The organism is Neobacillus sp. OS1-32 (assembly GCF_030915425.1).
GTDB classification, from domain to species: domain Bacteria; phylum Bacillota; class Bacilli; order Bacillales; family Cytobacillaceae; genus Neobacillus; species Neobacillus paridis.
The window spans coordinates 2,632,021-2,651,304 of record NZ_CP133263.1; the positions used below are offsets into that span (position 1 = coordinate 2,632,021).

The 19,284-nt window shown below is 40.4% G+C and carries 18 protein-coding genes; 3 read left to right on the forward strand and 15 right to left on the reverse strand.

Features of this window, described 5'->3' with window-relative positions; genetic code table 11:
- Positions 1–32: 32 nt before the first annotated feature.
- The 7 genes from cas5b to RCG24_RS13105 all read right to left on the reverse strand — a co-directional run bounded on the left by cas5b (position 33) and on the right by RCG24_RS13105 (position 8,989).
- A complete protein-coding gene (gene cas5b, locus RCG24_RS13075) occupies positions 33–770 on the reverse strand; it encodes a type I-B CRISPR-associated protein Cas5b (RefSeq protein WP_308077210.1) in 738 nt (245 codons plus the stop codon).
- A gap of 5 nt (positions 771–775) precedes the next feature.
- Entirely contained in the window at positions 776–1,717 is a 942-nt protein-coding gene (gene cas7b, locus RCG24_RS13080; protein ID WP_308077211.1) for a type I-B CRISPR-associated protein Cas7/Csh2, read from the reverse strand.
- Positions 1,710–3,668, reverse strand: coding sequence for a TIGR02556 family CRISPR-associated protein (locus RCG24_RS13085; RefSeq protein ID WP_308077212.1), 1,959 nt, complete (start codon positions 3,666–3,668; stop codon positions 1,710–1,712). Before RCG24_RS13085 ends, cas7b begins: the two co-directional genes overlap by 8 nt.
- Before the next feature lie 15 nt (positions 3,669–3,683).
- Positions 3,684–4,454 (reverse strand): CRISPR-associated endoribonuclease Cas6, encoded by a 771-nt coding sequence (gene cas6, locus RCG24_RS13090; RefSeq protein WP_308077213.1) that lies wholly within the window; start codon positions 4,452–4,454, stop codon positions 3,684–3,686.
- Between the two features lie 300 nt (positions 4,455–4,754).
- Entirely contained in the window at positions 4,755–6,098 is a 1,344-nt protein-coding gene (locus RCG24_RS13095; RefSeq protein ID WP_308077214.1) for an ISLre2 family transposase, read from the reverse strand.
- Positions 6,099–6,319: 221 nt separating this feature from the next.
- Entirely contained in the window at positions 6,320–6,973 is a 654-nt protein-coding gene (locus tag RCG24_RS13100; protein WP_202652982.1) for a Crp/Fnr family transcriptional regulator, read from the reverse strand.
- A gap of 126 nt (positions 6,974–7,099) precedes the next feature.
- Positions 7,100–8,989 carry a heavy metal translocating P-type ATPase gene (locus RCG24_RS13105; RefSeq protein WP_308077215.1) on the reverse strand — a complete coding sequence of 630 codons (1,890 nt, stop codon included), beginning with the start codon at positions 8,987–8,989 and terminating at the stop codon, positions 7,100–7,102.
- Positions 8,990–9,178: 189 nt separating this feature from the next.
- On the opposite strand from RCG24_RS13105, the gene RCG24_RS13110 reads away from it, so the two are divergent.
- The gene (locus RCG24_RS13110) at positions 9,179–9,301 is read left to right on the forward strand and encodes a hypothetical protein (protein WP_308077216.1); all 123 of its coding nucleotides are present in this window, start codon (positions 9,179–9,181) and stop codon (positions 9,299–9,301) included.
- A gap of 117 nt (positions 9,302–9,418) precedes the next feature.
- On the opposite strand, the gene RCG24_RS13115 is transcribed toward RCG24_RS13110, so the two are convergent.
- The 3 genes from RCG24_RS13115 to RCG24_RS13125 all read right to left on the reverse strand — a co-directional run bounded on the left by RCG24_RS13115 (position 9,419) and on the right by RCG24_RS13125 (position 11,743).
- A complete protein-coding gene (locus RCG24_RS13115) occupies positions 9,419–9,640 on the reverse strand; it encodes a heavy-metal-associated domain-containing protein (RefSeq protein WP_202652960.1) in 222 nt (73 codons plus the stop codon).
- A 203-nt stretch (positions 9,641–9,843) separates the two neighbouring features.
- Positions 9,844–11,001 carry an ABC transporter permease gene (locus RCG24_RS13120; RefSeq protein WP_308077217.1) on the reverse strand — a complete coding sequence of 386 codons (1,158 nt, stop codon included), beginning with the start codon at positions 10,999–11,001 and terminating at the stop codon, positions 9,844–9,846.
- The gene (locus RCG24_RS13125; protein WP_308077218.1) at positions 10,991–11,743 is read right to left on the reverse strand and encodes an ABC transporter ATP-binding protein; all 753 of its coding nucleotides are present in this window, start codon (positions 11,741–11,743) and stop codon (positions 10,991–10,993) included. The genes RCG24_RS13120 and RCG24_RS13125 overlap by 11 nt, the downstream gene beginning before the upstream one ends.
- A 172-nt stretch (positions 11,744–11,915) precedes the next feature.
- Between RCG24_RS13125 and RCG24_RS13130 the strand changes: the two genes are divergently transcribed.
- Both RCG24_RS13130 and RCG24_RS13135 read left to right on the forward strand, forming a co-directional pair.
- Positions 11,916–12,617 (forward strand): LytR/AlgR family response regulator transcription factor, encoded by a 702-nt coding sequence (locus RCG24_RS13130; RefSeq protein ID WP_308079180.1) that lies wholly within the window; start codon positions 11,916–11,918, stop codon positions 12,615–12,617.
- 13 nt (positions 12,618–12,630) lie between these two features.
- A complete protein-coding gene (locus RCG24_RS13135; protein WP_308077219.1) occupies positions 12,631–13,611 on the forward strand; it encodes a sensor histidine kinase in 981 nt (326 codons plus the stop codon).
- A gap of 415 nt (positions 13,612–14,026) precedes the next feature.
- Here the strand turns inward: RCG24_RS13135 and RCG24_RS13140 are convergent, their stop codons facing one another.
- The 5 genes from RCG24_RS13140 to RCG24_RS13160 form a co-directional block, all read right to left on the reverse strand.
- Complete coding sequence (locus RCG24_RS13140) at positions 14,027–15,139, reverse strand: FtsZ/tubulin family protein (protein ID WP_308077220.1); 1,113 nt, start codon at positions 15,137–15,139, stop codon at positions 14,027–14,029.
- A gap of 261 nt (positions 15,140–15,400) precedes the next feature.
- The gene (locus tag RCG24_RS13145) at positions 15,401–16,147 is read right to left on the reverse strand and encodes an amino acid ABC transporter ATP-binding protein (RefSeq protein ID WP_308077221.1); all 747 of its coding nucleotides are present in this window, start codon (positions 16,145–16,147) and stop codon (positions 15,401–15,403) included.
- Between the two features lie 16 nt (positions 16,148–16,163).
- Positions 16,164–16,823 carry an amino acid ABC transporter permease gene (locus RCG24_RS13150; RefSeq protein WP_308077222.1) on the reverse strand — a complete coding sequence of 220 codons (660 nt, stop codon included), beginning with the start codon at positions 16,821–16,823 and terminating at the stop codon, positions 16,164–16,166.
- A gap of 63 nt (positions 16,824–16,886) precedes the next feature.
- Positions 16,887–17,669 carry an amino acid ABC transporter substrate-binding protein gene (locus RCG24_RS13155; protein WP_202652964.1) on the reverse strand — a complete coding sequence of 261 codons (783 nt, stop codon included), beginning with the start codon at positions 17,667–17,669 and terminating at the stop codon, positions 16,887–16,889.
- A gap of 184 nt (positions 17,670–17,853) precedes the next feature.
- The gene (locus RCG24_RS13160; protein WP_374049095.1) at positions 17,854–19,248 is read right to left on the reverse strand and encodes an MATE family efflux transporter; all 1,395 of its coding nucleotides are present in this window, start codon (positions 19,246–19,248) and stop codon (positions 17,854–17,856) included.
- Positions 19,249–19,284 lie beyond the last annotated feature (36 nt).

Genomic DNA, 19,284 nt, shown 5'->3' on the forward strand with positions numbered 1-19,284 from the left:
CTCCTAAAAAAATAGCGGCAAAATGCCGCGCTTTACATGAATGAAATATTCTCTGTTTTCCCGTCATAAGCCAATTGGTAATATGGAACTTTGAGAATCCCTATGATTTGATTATTTTGTTCCATTAAATAGCTGTCTGTTTCAATGATTTTTCTTTCTTTATCAAAAGATCGTGTCATAAACTCTTTCAAAAAGCGTGACGATGGCAGTAATTCAAGGGAATGTTCCTGCATTTCTGAAATTCTTACCACAGAATCAAACTTTACCTTGTCTGTGTTGGGATGTATTTTTTGTACCTCAACCTCCTTGACAAAATCTAGGGAACTTAATAATTCGCTTAGTCCCATATAAGGAGGATACACAAAGGTTTTCATTTTCAAATGATTTTTCAATGATTCATAAATATCTTTATTTTCGTGCCAAAAGTAAAGCCGATAAACTATTTGACTGCCTTCAAGCGGAGGAAACAAAAATTCAATTGGGATCTGCGTATGTCCATTAATTCCATTGAGATCCGATTTATTTTTTACAAATAAATAGTTGACCGTTTGAAACAATTTCCGGATTGGAGTCCTAACAGATAAACCGATTTGGCATTTGTCATTTGAAAACAGTTCATAATAGGAATCCCTTTCATAACCCAATACACCGGCAATCATACCGATTATAGTGATTCTACTTGGAAAACTGTAAGACAATGAAGATGAATTAGTATCGAGCTTTCTAAAATGCCCCATTGGTCCTTTCCAATCAAACACAATAAGTTTCATAACCATCAACCTTCATTAAGGACAGAAATTTTTGATTTAAGGGACTCCGGCAAAACAGCTTCAAAATCCGCGGTCTCCTCTTCATTTGTAATTCTCAAGTTGGAATCCTGCCAATAATGAATTGCTGTAATTCTATCTTTATTTTCAAATAGTTTATTGATTAATGGCCTCACGTTAAGCGTTACTTCTGTTATACTGCGAAGCCCTTCCTTTTCCTTTAGCTCGACTAGATCTCTTAAATCCCCGATTAAAAAGTCTGATGTCGTGTATTCAATCCTAATATAAAACCGCGGATATTGCCCGGCTTTACTTCTTGTGGCATTTAATGGAATAGATTTAATCATTGCTTCGTCCAATTTGTTGAGATCCTCTTCATTAAACCTTGTATGTTGGGCCCGATTCCCGCTAACGATTCCATGGAAGGCAAGAAATGAATAATACACCCGATAATCTTTCCCTATAGCCCCTCCGTCATTTCTTTCATCTGAACCAAAATGCGAAGTGATACTGGCCGATTCGACCAGATTGACTTTGTTCAATGAGTAGCCCCAATTAAATTGGACAGGTCCTGTAAAGGTCATGGAGCTCCCTTTTTCCGCCGACTTGATTGGCATAGTCGCCCCAAACATACGGACGTCAATCAATTGATCAAGCATCCAATCTCGTTCTTCTTGGCTAAGCTTATTGATATTAGCGTTTTTATCGTTTATTTCAAACAGCTTTTTAATTCGTTCAGTAGCATTGACTGTTTCCCCGTCTACTTTTCCTATAAAAATTTCATTCCCCTGTTGTTGGAGATAGTCCCGAATATAGCGTTTTAATCTAACATCACTAACCAGATTAATAGAACGCTCATAGTCCATGCGGGGGCGATTTTCATCATCCACATCACCATTCGGATTCGTTAACTTTGCATCGTACAAAAATAAAATATCGCTATTATTCACTATCTTTCTCCTCCTCTTCACTTTTTTTCTTTCCTGTTAATGAGCGTTTGGTACCAAATGCATATCCGGACAGGATATAAAATACATTTTCCCGGTCAGATAATTTCCAGTTTCCGAGACTCTTGTCCAGCAAACGTTTATGTTCAGCAAAAATCATTTCATTGTATGTGTTTAGTAATGTTCTACCATCTTTAGATTTTACTTGTCTTAATTTCTCAAACACTTCTACCGACAACATTTGCAACTTCATTTTATTCATGCCATGGAAATTAATCTTATTGAGAATTGGCTTATTACTCGTCCCAGCATTTTCATTTGTTATCCCTTGGTGTTTCAATTTTTGAGCTACACCGATTTTTGCTATAAGAACACCTAATAGAAACAATGAACTTTGGGCATGATTGAAACTCATTTCCTTCATGTAGTTTACTAGGTTTTCATCTTCCAATTGGTATTCCACTGAACTGCTTCCCCCTTTACTGATTAAGTTAAGGCCACGTAGCATTTTTAATAACAATTGAGCCCTGAGCAAGTCGAATACTAGCTGCACATCATTTGAAAATTGATTCGAACGGCCTATTTGATATAAACTGTATTGTTCAAACATATGCGTTTTTGCAAGCGTAAGAAACTGCTGGATTAACCAGTCGTAGGATAGGACTTTTTTTGATAATAAACTTTCATATAAAAGTAAAATCTTCCTCTTTTCAAAATTATCCATGTTTTGTACTTTCATTGGAATTAAGTAATATAGTTGATTTAAACCCATATCCCAATTTCCATTTCCAAAATAATCATTTCCAGTCTTTTGAACATCTAGCATCGCCCTTTGTAGGTGTTTTAAATGATTAACAGGAATATTCGCCAAATATTTATTTACTTTCATAGATGCTTGGGCTTTTGTATAAAACAGGAAGTTTAGTGACACATGATTGTCTATCCCGCTGTAATCCCGATAGTTCAGGGCTTCATCTTCTAGTTTTTCAAAAGCCTTTAAGGTTTGGACCGTGTAAACCAAATCCATGATATGGTCACTAAACTCTTCAAATGGAATATCCTCTTGTGTGTTGATATCAAATAGAAACTCTGGTACTACAATACAAGGTAATGTATTGAACCTCGTATTAAATTTTCGGAGGATATAGGTTTCACCGACAAGAATCTTTTTGTAAGCATCTTGGCCAATTGCCATATTCTTCACATAATTTTTCTTGTCAATATCACTGGCAAAATTTATCTTATCATTTATGTAATAATTAAACTTAAACTTTGTGGTTTCCCCAGTGATAAGGTCAGTTTTGTTAGTTATCGCGCAAATCCCTGAATTTTGATTATCAAAAACATTAAATTTCTCTTGAAGGACAAGCTCTTCATATTTTGGAATAGAAACTATCAATTTTCCGTTTATCGCCAGCGAATAAAGCAAAACATCTTTCGGATTGATCTGTATTTCTTCCTTTAGGCATTTTTCAAAATACTTGGTTACCTCTTTTAACGCCTTTTTATTATCTTTTTCCGTACGATTGGCATTAAAAAACTGTGGATTTAAAATAAATTGGTACCGTTTCTCGCTTGATTTTTTCAATCCCAAATCTTCGAAAAATATTTTCCTTGCCCCTTCTAAATCTTGATAAAAAGGGTCCTCCTTTTCCCATCTTTCCAATAGGTTAGGGATTGTTTGGCTAAAAAAGTAATCAATATTTCTTACCGTTCCATACCATTGAGGACTTGCTGCACCGTCAGCAGCACCAATATAACGGTAATCAGAATATGTTTTGGAAGACATTTGATATGGTGTTACCACAATCTTCTTTTTATTAGTATCCAGATCTATGACAACCAAATACTGTTCTTTTTCTTTCGATAGACTAATTGGTACAGCCAGTCCTTCTAAAATGGAAGGATGTTCAGCCAAATAATAAGAGCCCAACTCATAGACGGTTTTGATCAATGAAATACACCTCCTTTATTTCTTGCCTTGTTCATAAGGAACTACGAAACCAAACCCACTGCTATTCTTTGCCCCAATTGATGTATCTAAAACAAACGATAGATATTCCGCTTTTGCTTTTAATTCATAAATGCCTGTCCAACCCGTAATCCATGTTCCCTTATAATTTGTGATGATTTTATTACGTTCCGACACAAGTACAGGCCGAATAGAAAGAAGTTCTTTTTCATCTGATAACGAATCACCTGTAAATGCTTGATATTTTCTTGCAAAGTTCTCTTCGATTAAATGTTCAAAAACCTTATCCCATGGAGAAAAATAATGGGTAATTTTCGAACCATCCCTCCTCTCGTACGTTGAATAGACTGTAATTGGTGAAAGCGCTTTAACAACGATCGTGTTACTACTAACATGGTTTTGATTAAACTCTACTTTTTCAACATACAATTTCAACCCGTTAAGTTGACAGTTTTCCAACAATAATAACTGGTTGGCAACTTTCTGGATTAAATCTGGTATAATTGAACTAATGGAGATTGTGATCTTGTTGTAAAAAGTAATCCGTTTTGTCCTTTTGTCATAGGAGGTTTCATTACACTGGATGTTGGAAAAGGAAAATAATTTATAGACGCGATCTTGAAATTGATATCCCTGATCATGTATGAATGCGGCTTCTTGTTGTGGAAAGAGGGAATAGATAAAAGACTGAAGTAGATGACTATAATTAACAGAAACTGTTAAAGGTTTTGGCAACCCATACGTAATATGAACGGTCGGGATGTTCATCACTCCTTTATAGCTTAACTTAAATTTAAAATATCATAATAAAAAAATTACGTCAATAGATAGAGCATAATTTTTCCCTTTTAGGTAATATTTTCTCCTTAATAGCATAACTATTTCAAACTCCTATACGGAATAAAATAAAGGAGGTTTAATTTTCATTATACATATCTTTTTGCAAAATACCAAATTAACAAAACGCAGGGTTTGAGTCAAGTATTTGTGGGCAGTTTTTTTATCCCCACAGGAGTGAAAGCGGATTCACTTATTTAGAGTGCTCTCTTGATAGAAAATTTGTCTTTTTTAAAAACCGGCCAACTCTTTTAATGCTTTGTACACTGGAATATTCGCCTTGCCTTTTAGGTAAAGGATATTATCCCTTGTAGCTTCACCAATCGTGCTTTTCACCTTTTCCACATAATGTCTCGGGGGGTTCTTTTCTTCCTTGGTTTCTGTCCATCTTTCCACTCGCCCGAATAGTGTTCTCAAAGCTAAATTATCGAGGAATGCCACCAATCCGGTGATCATGGCACTTACGCCTTTTTCCACCCAACTACGCCCATTTTTGAGCCTTTTTGCGAAGACTCTCATTGTTCCCTCTGCACTTCCCATTGGTCTCATTCCAGATGTCTCAACCCCCTGCTCTTTAAGCCATTCTCGATAATCCCTGAGGGCTTCAGGGTACTTTTCGAGCTGACGAAGCAACTGGTCCAGCCGTTCTTCTTGTTCCCTCGTTTCAAGAGTTCCGACGGCATTATTTAATTCTGTAAGTAGTTTCTGACTGTCATAGGACGCGAGAGCCTTTTGCATTTGGCGATAGCGAGGGTGTTTACGGAACAGGCTGCAAATATCTCGTGCCACGTGAAATCGGTCAATCGAAAAGAAAGCCCTGTCCTTAAAATGCTCACGGCAGGCTGTGATCCAACTAGCACCATCACCGTTTATCACCAGTTTGTGGACAGTGGGGTCATACTCGAAATTCTCGATGAGAAAGTCCTCAAACGCCTCCCAAAAGGGCTGTTTCCCACGGTGAATAAAATGCCGTTTATCTTTTAGACTTACCCGTTTTCCGTTAATTTCCCAGCCTTGATGAACCGCTGCTATTTTTTCTTCCTTTCCTCTTTTTCCTTTTCCCTGACGTTTCACATATATACCGTCCACCTCTACAAATAACACTGAGCGGTGTATAGGCTGACGCTCTTTTGGAATACTGGCAACCTGTAACAGATGTTGACGTATAGCTTCGTGACTGATCACACGGTAGCCTAAAAGTGTTTCAAGCGATTCTGCGGCCTTTCGGTAAGAAGGCCCTGTAATGGCAAGCTCTAGAGCGGCTTCCTCAATAAGGGGACTGAAGGTACCTGCCCCTTCAAATTCCAAATAACGATCAAGGAGATAGACATATTCATTTTTCTCTCTATCACGGTAATAGTTCCGTTCAATCGTGATTTCCCCAAAAAGGCTGTCTAACGTGGTGGTACGCTTATCGAGTAGACGATAACGCTTTTTATTACGCTCTTCGGCAATCTGTTGGTCCATGTCCTCTAAAAGAGTCTTCATAACCCCTGAGAAGGTTTCCTGTAATTGCCTCCAAACTAATTGTTCAATCTGTTTTAAATTGGGATATATTGTGCTATTCTTTTGCATGAGGGCTTCCTCCTTTGGATTGGGTTTGGTCGACTATGATTCTACCAAGGAGTAGCCCTCTTTTTCATGTATTTAGCTTAGAACACTACCGCGCTTTCGCTTGGTGGCCCCTTCATTTGGTGAGCGATCTGACAATCCCTCACCAAATGAAGGGGTTAAATTTTGCCAACATTAATTTTACTCATACAAACGCAGGCCAGTTTAAAAACTGACCAAAATTTTTAAACAAGCAACAGTCCATCCAAATCCAAAATTTCGATTCGTTTGTGAGACTTTTGTTTGATGAGGCCTTGCTGCTCGAGTTCGGTTAGTTTGCGGCTGATCGTTTCGGGTGTGGTTCCTAAGTAGGAAGCTAGATCCTTTTTGCTCATTGGCAGTTCCACTTCATTCGATTCTGACGGGTCTTCCAACGCTTCCGCTAAAAACAGCGCGATCCGGGTTTCTACTTTTTCCGTCGCGAAACGGGTTGTCTGCTTTTCCGACTCATCCAGCCGATTCGAGAACTCAGATAAAATTTTTAGTGAAATCGATGGGTACTTTAAAAGAAGTTTTTGCAGGTCTGACCGATTAATCATGCAAACCTGGGTTGCAGTCATCGCTTCAGCATATGATTCGTGAGTTGCTGCTTTAAATAAAGCAAGTTCTCCGGTAAAATCGCCGGGCTGCAAAATGCGGACGAGCTGCTCTTTTCCCGATTCAGACAGGCGGTAGATTCTGATTTTTCCCTTACTGACAATATAAAGAGAATTGGACTCGTCCCCAGCGTGATAAATAATTTCTCCTTTTTTATAGGAGACGGATTGAACTGTTTTCATAATTTCTGCCATTTGTTCTGTTTCTAAATGGTTAAAAATCGGAACCAGCGAGACACACATTCTATCATGATGATGACACAATTCATGCTTTTCGTCGATTTCCACTTTTTTCACTCCCTCTTTATTATTCAGCGTGTGTTTTTTCCCTATACCTGATGAAGTATCACGCCACGGCATAAAGCCCTCCTAGCCCACTTGCAGTCCTGGTTCTACTATTTCGTTTTTTGGATTAAATTTCATTAACCTCATTGCATTTAGAATGACCAGTAAGACGCTGGCTTCATGGATCAGCATCCCTGATGCCAGATGGACTGTGTTGAAAAGAACTCCCATTAATAAGACAAATACAATGGATAAAGCCGCAAAGGTATTTTGTTTCATATTACGGATGGTTGCCTTTGAAAGTGAATAGGCATGGGACAATTGCATCAGCTGATCGGCCATAAGAACAACGTCAGCTGTTTCCATTGATATATCCGTTCCGCTCTCTCCCATTGCTAAGCCAATATCCGCTGTTGCGATTGCCGGGGCATCATTAATTCCATCTCCAGCCATGGCAACAACATGTCCGGCCGCTTTCAATTTTTTTACATACTCTACCTTATCTTCCGGTAATAATTCAGCATGATATTCATCGATTTCCAGCAGGCTGGCAACTAATTTTGCGGAGTGAGAATTATCACCAGTTAGCAAAACAATTTTTTTCACTCCATTTTTTCGTATTTCGGTTAAGGCGTTAAGAGCATCTTCACGAATTTGGTCAGCGATAGAAATCAAACCAGCAAGCTTCCCATCGATTGCTGCAAAAATAACGGTGTTACCGGCTTTTTCTTGAGTTACAGCGTATTCTAAAACCTCTTTTGAAATGCTCATGTTTTCAAGTTCCATTAACTTACGATTCCCGACCACTAAGGTATGGTCCTCAACATCAGCACGGATTCCATGTCCTTTCACGACTTCACCGTTTTTCACTTCACCGCTTATGTTTATTTTTCTAGCTTTCGCTTCTTTCACAATCGTTTGCCCTAAATGATGTTCAGATATCGTTTCTGCTCGGGCAGCAAGCCGTAATAATTCGTCTGCATCTATTTGTGCAAATATCTTTATATCGGTTACTTCCGGGCTCCCCTTCGTCAACGTTCCGGTTTTGTCAAAAACAAACGTATCGACCTTGGCGAATCGCTCCATTACCTCGCCGCCCTTTACAAGCACACCGTTTTTCGCCCCATTGCCAATCCCGGCAACATTGGAAACAGGAGCACCAATGACCAAGGCACCTGGGCAGGCTACCACCAAAAAGGTAATCGCCAAATGAAGATCTCTTGTTAGGGCGAAAACGATGAGCGATAATAAAACAACTGCTGGTGTATAAATCCCAGAAAACCGATCAAGGTACTTTTCAGTTTTTGTTTTCGATTCCTGTGCTTCCTCAACCAGTTCGATAATTTTTGCAAAAGTGGTATCATCACCAACTTTTTCAGCCACCATTTCAATATAACCGTTATCTACAATCGTACCACTAAATACTTTTTCGTGGACGGTTTTTGACCTTGGAACAGATTCGCCTGTTACTGCTGATTCATTCAAAAGTGCCTTTCCTGATAAAATCCGCCCATCTACAGGGACTTTGCCGCCGGAGCGAATGATGATCCGATCTCCAACTTTCACCTCTTCAACAGGAATGGTTCGCTGTTGTCCGTCCTGAATGACGACGGCTTCCTGTGGGGCCATGTCAACCAGCTCCTTCAAGGAAGAACGTGTTTTTTCTAATGTTCGCGATTCCAACAAATCGCCAAATAAGAATAAAAAGGTGACAACTGCTGATTCTGTGTACTCTTGGATAAACATTGCTCCGATCACTGCAATACTTACCAGTAATTCGATACTAAACGCCTTCATTCGCAGGGCCTGGTACGCTTTGCTGAAAATCGGTATACTGGCGATAACAGTTGCAGCAATCAGGAACACATTTTCAATTTGCTTATTCCCCAGCAAACCTGATAGAAAACCAATAACGATTAACAGGCCGGATCCCGCTGTAATTTGGTTCTTTAATTTATGAATGACCGCCATCATCGTTCATTCCTCCTGCCTTGTTGCTTTATTTTTATGATAAGGCCCTTTTTGACTTAAAGAATTGACGGCAGTCAAGTTTTACAATCTTTTGGGAGATGTGACCTGTTCATGAGAACAGCTGCTGGTGATTCTGCTGAATTTTGTTCTCATGGCTTTGTTCATGAGAACTAGAAACAGTTTTTTCGCCAATTGAAGGATGTTTTTCGCCAATTAGAGGGCGTCATTCGCCAATTGAAGGATGCTTTTCGCCAATTAGAGGGCGCCTTTCGCCAATTGAACCTGCTCTTTCGCCAATTGATTTACTTCAAGTAAATTTAAAGAGACTGCCAAAATCTAATCTGTCCTCATAAAGTTTTTATTTTCAGCAACAAAAAAAGACTTATAAGCCAGTCTCACAAAGAGCGTGGCTATAAGTCTTATTCCTTCCTATTATGAAACTTTTACCGACAACACCGGATAACCCAAGCTCTTAATCTTCTCCTCTAACTCTTGGGCCTGAACTTGGGACTCATCGAATTCAGCTTTGACCTTGCCTGAGTTAAATAACACCCTTGCAGTGTCGACGCCATCTGTTTTGTTCAGTGCATTTTCGATTTTTTTAATACAAGACGGACATGTCAATGGTTCTAATTGAAAAACGGCTTTTGTCATATCCAATTCCTCCTTCAACTTTTTCTACCTCTACTTTAATGCAGCTAGTGATAGAAAAAATTGACGGTAATCAAGGATGAATACCTTCACCGAGTTTTTTCGGCGAATTTTCCGCTATTATCGGCGATTTCTGTCCTTTTATCGGTGAACAGGTATACATTATCGGCAATTTCAGGCATATATCGGCGAACCAAAACGGAATATTAATTCATCACCCATTTATCCTTCAAGAACAGGATCCGGCCGACAATGAAGAGAACTATCATGGAAATTAGATTACTGGCAATGGTAATCACAATATGGTCATAGTTGACGATGCCGAAAACAAGTTCCTTCAACAAGCTGAACAGATTCATGATCGGGATGGCAAAGTGTTGAAATGACAGTTCGTTAACGCCGATACCCATGAGAATCATAGACGGAAAAACCACAAGCATCATAACCGGTGTGCTGTAACTCTGTGATTCTTTAATTGTTTTTCCCAGTATACTCGTAACCATTAGAAGCGATGCGATAAGCATGGCATAGACAATCGATACCAATACGGCAATTATGACAATCAGAACAGCCTTATCTCCTAAAGAAATAGCTTTTTTAAGGTTCTCTGTTAATAAGTTAATCTCTATTACGACGACAACTAAGGTAATAATCCCAGTAATTGAACCGACGGTGGCAATCGTCAGCCATTTCGATAATAGAAGTGTCGAACGTTTTACCGGTGTCATCAATAAGGCTTCCATTGTCTTCTTCTCTTTTTCACCGGCAAATAAATCGGATGCAGCCGGACCCGCCCCCACCCCGATCGCAATAGCTAAAATCATTGGAATCAGCATTGCCAGCACGCTGGCATTAGGATTTTGATTGGATACTTCTTTTTGCTCAATCGTAAACGGTTCCATTACGGCTGGTTTCATGCCATTTGCCTGCAAGCGTTCTGAAATAATCTTTTTCTCATAAATTGCCAAAATATTTTGGACAATACTGTTCAAATTGGAAGACTTCTGGCTGAAGGAATCACCGATTATCGTGACGGTGGCTTTTTCGCCATTTTCAATCTTGCTGCTAAAATTGGCATCCAGTATAAGTGCCGCCTCAACATTTCCTTCCTGCAGGACCTTCTCCGGATCAGCGGCTCTAACCAATTCTATATTTTTAACACCGTTAAAAGCATTTGCTACCTGTTGATCAAATGATTCATTTACCGCTAGTTTATAGTTTTCCCCCTCACCATCAGAGATCATTTTTTCATAGAAAAAGGTTAATCCTGTCATCATAATTACTGGAAGAAATACGGTTAACAGCAATGTCCTGCGGTCGCGGAAGCAGTCCTTCAATTCTTTCAAATAGATTTTAAGAAGCATAGTGTTCGTTCCCCCTTACAAGCTTGCTCATGAAAATATAGTTCAAATCGCGGCTCCCTTCAGACTGATAAAGGGCCTCGAGGTTTCCTTGATAGACTAGTTCTCCTTTATGCATCATCGCGACGGAATCGCACAGCATGGATACTTCCTCCATAATGTGGCTGGAAAAAACAATTGTTTTTCCCTCGCGTTTTAGCTGATGGACAAGCTGGCGGAAAACATTGGATGATGTGATATCGAGCCCAGTGGTCGGTTCATCAAAGAGAATAATTTCCGGGTTATGAATCAAGGTTCTGGCAATCGCCACCTTTTGCCGCATCCCCTTGGAGAAGCCGCCGACTTTTCGGTTCAAATAATCGCGCATCCCGAACATCTTTGACAAATCATCAATCCGTACCTTTGTCTCATGCTTGCTCAAGCCGTATAATGCCGCAAAATATTCCAGGTTTTCCCTGGCTGTTAAGCGGTCATAAAGCCCGGTTTCACCGCCAAACAAGACACCCATTCTTTTCTTTACCTCATTCGGATTCTTGAGCGTATCGTAGCCGGCAACTGTGACCGTCCCTTCAGTTGGCGTTAGTAAAGTGGCAATTGTCCTGAGCAATGTTGTTTTGCCGGCACCGTTTTCCCCAAGCAGACCAACTACCTGCCCTTCCTTTACAGAAAAAGTAACATACTTTAGTGCCGTAACAAACTTCTTTTTATCTTGAAATTTTTTCGTTACCTCATGAATTTCGATCATTCTTCTCCACTCCAATTGTTTATTTTCTTACTGTCATCATACAAATAACAGAAACGAAAATCTGCCATTATGTCGTGAAAAGTCCGTTTCCTGTCGCGAAAAAGCCAAATCCCCCCTTAAAGATGGTAAAATAACCATATGAAACTATGAATTGACAAAAGGTGTGGCGATGATGATGAAGGTAGGTCTGGTCGATGACCGCCCGATTGATTTGGATAAATTAAATGCGATTGTTTCAGGTGTATCTGATGTCGAGATTGTCTTCTCAACGACTTCTGCTGAGGAGGCCTATGATCATATTAAAAAGGAATCGATTGATCTGTTAATTGCCGATATTGAAATGCCGGGTTTATCCGGATATGAGCTGGCAGATATTATTCATTCGCATGCACTCAATATTTCGGTTATCTTTGTAACGGCGAGCAGCGGCTATGCCGTTCATGCCTTTGAATTAAATGTCCATGATTACATCATGAAGCCTTATCCAAGGGACCGCTTAATCCAATCGATTGAGCGTTTGAAGGAAAAATCAAGATCGGCAGAAATTGCTGGCAGGCTTTATATTAAGCAAAAAAACGATATCCATATTATTCAAAAGAAAGATATTATTTTCATCGAAAGATCCGGACGTTCTTCGACGATTTATACCAAGTCAGGTACAATCAAAACCTATCAAACTCTCAATGAACTGGAAGGTGAGTTAAGGGAACGCGATTTCATCCGCTCGCACCGTTCGTTCATTATTAATATCCATTTTGTCAAAAACTTTTCCCTTTATGCCAAAAATTCCTATATCGTCACATTCGAGGGAATTGAGGAGCAGGCGATGATTACAAAGGAAAAGGTCGAATTTTTACAAGAAAATTATTTTTAAAGGCGGGAAGACTTTGAAGCCAATCGTGTTATATTGGGGAGCATTAGCCATTCTAGGTTTGGTCCATCTCTACAGGATCACGCTTTTGCTGCCATGGAATATACCAATCTATGTAACAGGTTTACTTGTTTTTTCCATCCTCTTTTACTTTTACAAAAAAATAATTGCTCCTATTTCTATTTTGGGAGTAAAGTGGAACGCCAGCCTCTTTGTCATTCAACTGCTGCTTGTCGCAACTTATCTGAATTCACAGCCTTCATTGACTGATCTCGCACTGTTTATCGTCTTTATCGGGATTGAGTGGGTAAGGCTGGGGATGGCTCGGAAGCTCGCTGCCTTGGTTCAAGAAAATAATTTATACAAAGAGCAAACAGCGCAATTGAATGAAACTTTTCGAATGGTTCGCAGTGAGCGCCATGATTTTCTCAAGCATGTTTCCGCGATTCACTTCATGCTTGAAAACAGGCATCCTGATGAGGCTAAAGCATACCTCGATGAATTAGTCGATGGCTATAAGGAAACCAATCTTTCTATTAAAGGAGAACGAGGAGTCGTCGCCGGGATATTACATCAAATGTATCGCCGTGCCCAAGCAGCCGGAGTTGCCGTTGTCTATGACTTTGACCTGCCAATCTCGACTTTGCCGCTCCCGGATCCCGAGATGGTCAAGCTGCTGGGAAATCTACTGTCCAACAGCATTGATGCCAGTGAATCCTGGCAAAAAAAGCATGAGGAATCAGCTTTGATCACACTGCAGTTTTACAAACGGAGCGGGTTGTATGTACTCATTTGCCAAAATAACAGCTTGCCCATTCCGACTTCCATCTTGGATGGATTGTTTCAAACTTATGGAAAGACAACAAAAGGAGAAGGTCATGAGGGTCTCGGGACAAAAATCATTCAGGAAGCGGTTGACAAGCACCACGGCTTTTTAGATTTTGTTTATAAAAATGAGAAATTCACAGTTAAAATGAAATTTCCAGCAATTCAATAAAACAAGGACTGATCTGAAGACGCCTCGATGCATCTTTCGGACTGGTCCTTGTTTAGTGGAAAAGGCTGGATAAAATAGGCTGATGGCTGGTACGGACAACATTCCCGCCGCCAATTGGTGTACGCTTCTCGCCAATTGGATGGCGTCTGTCGCCAATTAATGCATGCTTCTCGCCAATTGGATGGCGTCTGTCGCCAATTAAAGCACACTTTCCGCCAATTGGATGGTGTCTGTCGCCAATTAAAGCACACTTTCCGCCAATTGGATGGTGTCTGTCGCCAATTAATGCATACTTCTCGCCAATTGGATGGTGTCTGTCGCCAATTAATGCATGCTTTTCGCCAATTGGAAAGCGGAAATTACTCTTTTAAAACATAAAGGGTCAGTCCTTCATCGGAAGGGCTGACCCTGATGTTTATTTTTGGTATTTGGATAACTTGGCAGAAATGCTTCCTGGCTTTCGTTCCGGCGGTCTTGCTTTGAGACTGGAAGCCCAGGATATCCGTGATTCATACGTTTGTGTAAACTCTTTGCTGACTAAATTTTGCAGCCGGTCTTTATTTTTCTCAAGGGATTCCTCTAAAGTCAACATCCTCCGGCTCGGGAATGGCAGTCCTGCTAAAATGGTGGTAACCGTCGGATCTGCTTCGGAAATATACGTTCCTTCAAATAACTCCAACGGCTCCCCCACCTGTTCAAAAACACTGGGGACATTAATAAGCTTTGCCATTTTTTCGGGACCTTCATAAATTAAGCCTGCACGAATAACACCGGGGGACTCCACCGGACAAAATATCGAGTTTTGCCATGATTGTTGAATCTTGCCGGCTACATCTGCAGTAGTTTTGGCATCAGTAATGGCAGTTGAGGCGATCATAGTCACCCCTCTTGTGGCCAAAATGTTCATGAGATCCGTTTCATCAAAGTTGCCATAAAAAGAACTTTTTTTCGTGACCTGCAAAATATGATTGATGGCTTCGATGACCTGTTGGTTGGAGGAAAGATAGATTTGATGTTTACTGGATTGTGGATTTAATTTTCGCATTTGATCATTGTCGACAAGAAATACTGAGGAAAGTGAGTCTATTTTGGAAATTTCTTCGATGCATTCAGCGGCGTTGATTCGATTTCCTGCTAATACGTTTCGGTCAGGTACAACCGCGATTGCCCCAACCTTAACTCCCGGCAGGTGGTCCAATAACAAATCAATCAATAACGGACTCATCCCCGAACCGGTGCCACCATCAGTTGAAAATGCGACTAGTAAAAGCCTGACATTTTTAAATGAACGCTGCACAAATTCAATAATTTCCCGATAGTTATCATTAATAGCCCTTAATCCAATTGAACGATTTTGCCCGGCACCATTAAATCCAGGGACAAAGAATTTCTTCTCTACCCTTGTATTTACTAAACCATCACGTCGATTTGTATTAATAAGAGCCGTTTGAAAGCCCATAGCTGCAGCAATTTCAGCAATATTCCCGCCCGCTTGGCCAACACCCAAAATTCCTATTGGTTTCACCATATCCCCTCCCTTTCTTACTAAAATAATACTCACATTTTATAAAATTAGACTTTTCTATATAAAAATATCAAAAAAGCGTACTCATTTTCGGGCGGGCTATGTGCATTGCTCTCATCGACTGTCACCCAGGGTCACCAATTACCTCCATTGATGAGCTTTATGGCCTTTGACCCCGATTGGTGACCTATATTCATTTTGAACACTCATTTAGGTCACCAACCAATAGCCTCTATTGATGACCCAACCGAGTGTGCCTTCGAATCATTTCCGATCCCTGTTCAAAAAGGCCTTTGTCCGCTCGAATTTTGGATTAGTGAATAGTTCAGCTGGAGAACCCGATTCGATCATTTCCCCGTTATCCATAAATAACACCTGATTTGCCACTTCTTTGGCAAACCCCATTTCGTGGGTGACCACAATCATGGTCATGTGTTCTTCCGCTAGTTTTTTCATAACCTGCAGAACCTCGCCGGTCAACTCCGGGTCAAGTGCGGATGTTGGTTCATCAAACAGCATAATTTCCGGATTCATCATCAGCGCCCTGGCAATCGCCACCCGTTGCTTTTGCCCTCCAGATAAATTGGCGGGATAAGCATTGGCACGGTCGATCAAGCCGACCTTTTCCAACAGGTCAGTACTGCGGCTTTTTGTTTCCGCTGCTGATTCTTTTTTTACCAATCTTGGCGCCAGCTCCAGATTTTCTTTGACCGTTAGATGCGGAAATAAATTAAAATGCTGGAAAACCATACCCATTCTTGAGGTAATCTGCCTGATTTGCGGTGGTGATGAATATACTCCATTCTTGACCAAATAATGATCAGCAACCTGAATACTACCCCCATCTACTTCTTCAAGGTGAACAAGACCGCGGAGCATTGTGCTTTTTCCCGAGCCGGATGGACCAATGACGGCGACAACATCATTTCTATTCACAGTAAAGCTAATTTGCTTTAGCACATCGAGCTTGCCATACGATTTCTTTAAATTCGATACTTCAATCAAAGCCACATGGATTCACCCCTTCCTATTCAAATCTGAAGCGCTGTTCGATCGCTTTAAACAGCATCGTTAAAATGAGCGTCATCACAAGATAAATGATTCCGGCAACCACAAAAGGAACTATCGTAAAGTCACGGTTTACGGCTGTTTCAGCAAAGTGCAACAGTTCTGGAACCGCAACGGCATACAGTAACGCTGTATCCTTCACAAGGGTTACCGACTCATTCGCCATAGCAGGAAGGGCAATGCGGAACATTTGCGGCAGAATGACCCTTGTTGTCATCTGCCATTTATTTAAGCCGAGGACCTGGGAGGCTTCATATTGCCCTTTATCGATAGCTAAAAGCCCGCCGCGGAAGATTTCCGCAAAGTATGCCGCATAGTTAAGAATGAATCCAAGGCATGCCGCCACAAAACGATCCATTACTAAATATTCACCGACAACTGGAAGCATTGGCAGCCCAAAGCAGAAAAACAAAAGCTGCAATAAGAGCGGGGTCCCGCGCATGACATAAATATAGGCTTGGGCCAGCCAGGAGAGCAGCCTAAAGCGGCTTTGCACTGCCAATGTTAATAGAAAGCCTAATGGAATGGAAGCAACAATAGCAATAATAAACAAAAGAACTGTCGTTTGTGCCCCTTCCAACATCGGCTTAGATATCTGGATAAGGTATTCTAATGACATAGTAGGAGTCCTCCAAAGCAAAACAGGCTTTCCGAGGGAAATCCTGCTTTGCCTTTATAGATATTAGTTTAATACTTTATTTTCCCCAAACCATTTTTTTGAAATCTCTGCCGCTGTCCCATCCTGATTCATTTCATCGAGTGCTTTTTGAAGTTTCGTTAATAATTTCTCGTTTCCTTTCTTCACACCGATACCGTATTCTTCAGGAGCAAGGGACTCATCAAGTACTTTAAAAGTATTTTTTTCCTTTGTCATGTAATAATCAATGACAACCTCATCAATGACGACGGCATCCAGGCGGCCGCTCTTTAAATCATTTAGAGCAAGGACATTATCTTTAAACTCAGTCACGGTTTTGATTTTGGACTTGATCGGGTTGGCATTTAAGGCATCAGCCGCTGATGAAAGGGACTGCAGTCCGACGACTTTGCCTTTTAAATCAGCCAGTTTGGTAATGTTTGAGTCTGCCTTCGTGACAACAACTTGGGCATTTTTTAAATAAGGCTTTGTAAACAGAACCTTCTGTTTTCGTTCATCGGTTATAGTATAGCCATTCCAAATAAGATCAATCCGGCCGCTGCTTAATTCGGACTCTTTTGTACTCCAATCGATCGGCTGGAATTTTACCTTTTGGCCCATTTTTTTCGCTGCTGCTTTTGCATAATCAATATCGAAACCAACAATATTGTTATTTTCGTCACGGAACCCAAGCGGAGCGAATTTATCATCAATACCAATTACAAGCGTTTTATCCTTATCTTTTGATCCTGTTGTTTTTCCTGAGCATGCCGTAAGTACTGAAAATACAGCTGCTATGAGTAAGACAAAAGCTGCAATTCGTTTCATTTGAAAAAACCACCTTTAATTTATTTTACTTTAGTACGTTACCATATTATCATGATAACAATTTAATATACTAACATATTATAATGCTATAGTTTCTAAAAGGCAAGACTTCAAGTTTTTAAAAAGAAAAAGCTCCTCCCAATATCGGAAGAAGCGTTTAACAAGTTTAAGCTTTATAGTTTTTTTACACAAGTCGATGTGCATACCATTTCTTTCCTTTGAATCTTTCCGTAAAAATAAGCCCGCGCGCGCCCCATTCAATGATCATGGCAACCCAAACACCGATAATCCCAAAGCCGAAGGTAATCCCCAAAACATATCCAAGAACGACCCGCAGCAGCCACATGGTGAAAAGCGATGTCACAGAGGTAAACGTTGAATCTCCCGCCGCCCGCAGCGCAGATGGCATAATAAAACTAGGTGACCACAAAATCGGCTGGGCAATGGCTGAAATGAGCACAAGGATAAAAATTGTACCGATGATTTTATCAGGCGGGCTGAACAGTTTGATTAATAATGGATAAAACGGCAAGATGATTACTGATGAAATCACAAACAGGATCGAAGAAAGGCCAATAGTAGATTTAATAAATTTTCGGGCATCCTCGATGTTTCTTTGGCCAATACATTGACCAACTACCGTTACAATCGCAATGCTTAAGGAATTGGGTCCAATTTGGAATAACAAAGCAAACGAGTTACCGATGGCATAAGCCGTCATTGCCAATGTTCCTAACTGGACAATGAATGTTTGTGTTAACAATTTGCCACCATTGAAAAATAACTGCTCCGCCGCAAACGGAAGCCCGATAAACATTACTTTTTTGAGAATGGATACATCGAGTTTCAACGCTTTTTTTACCTCAAATTGGATTGTCTCATTATATTTAATAATGTAGATCAATGAAGTAATCATTCCGAGCACTCTTGCCAGCAGGATAGACATTACTAGACCCTTCACACCGAGATGCAAAATGGTTATGAACAATACATTAAGAACGGTGTTGGTAACATTCATTATTAATGATAATTTTAAGCATGGTTTTGTTTCGCCGACACCTCGTAATGAACCACACACCGCTTGAAAGATGGCAATGAATGGATAGGAAATACAGCTGCCAATCAGATAGATGGTAGCATTGTGAAACACATCCGCTTCCGCCTTGCCAAACAAGAGATTTAAAGTCGGTATGTGAAAAATGATAACGAGAGAACTAATCACAACGGAAAATAACGTTACCGCCGTAATAGCCTGTGTTGCTGTTTTTGATACCATTGTCATGTTCCCGCTGCCCTTATACTGCGCCACGATTACGGTGCCGCCGGTTGCCACCGCAATAAATACATTCACTAGGAAAATATTTAATGAATCTACCATACTTACAGCACTAACAGCAGCGACCCCGGCCGAGCTGATCATCGCCGTGTTTAAAAAACTCATTAAAACAAGAAAGGCCTGATCAACTACAAGCGGGATAATGATAGCTATCATTTCCCTGTAATCAATCGCTGCCCCGGTAAAATATTTATTTAACAATGGAAGAGCCTTACTTTTTAAGTTGAATTTTAACCTATTCACTTTACTACACTTCTTTGATAAAAAATTATAGAGACT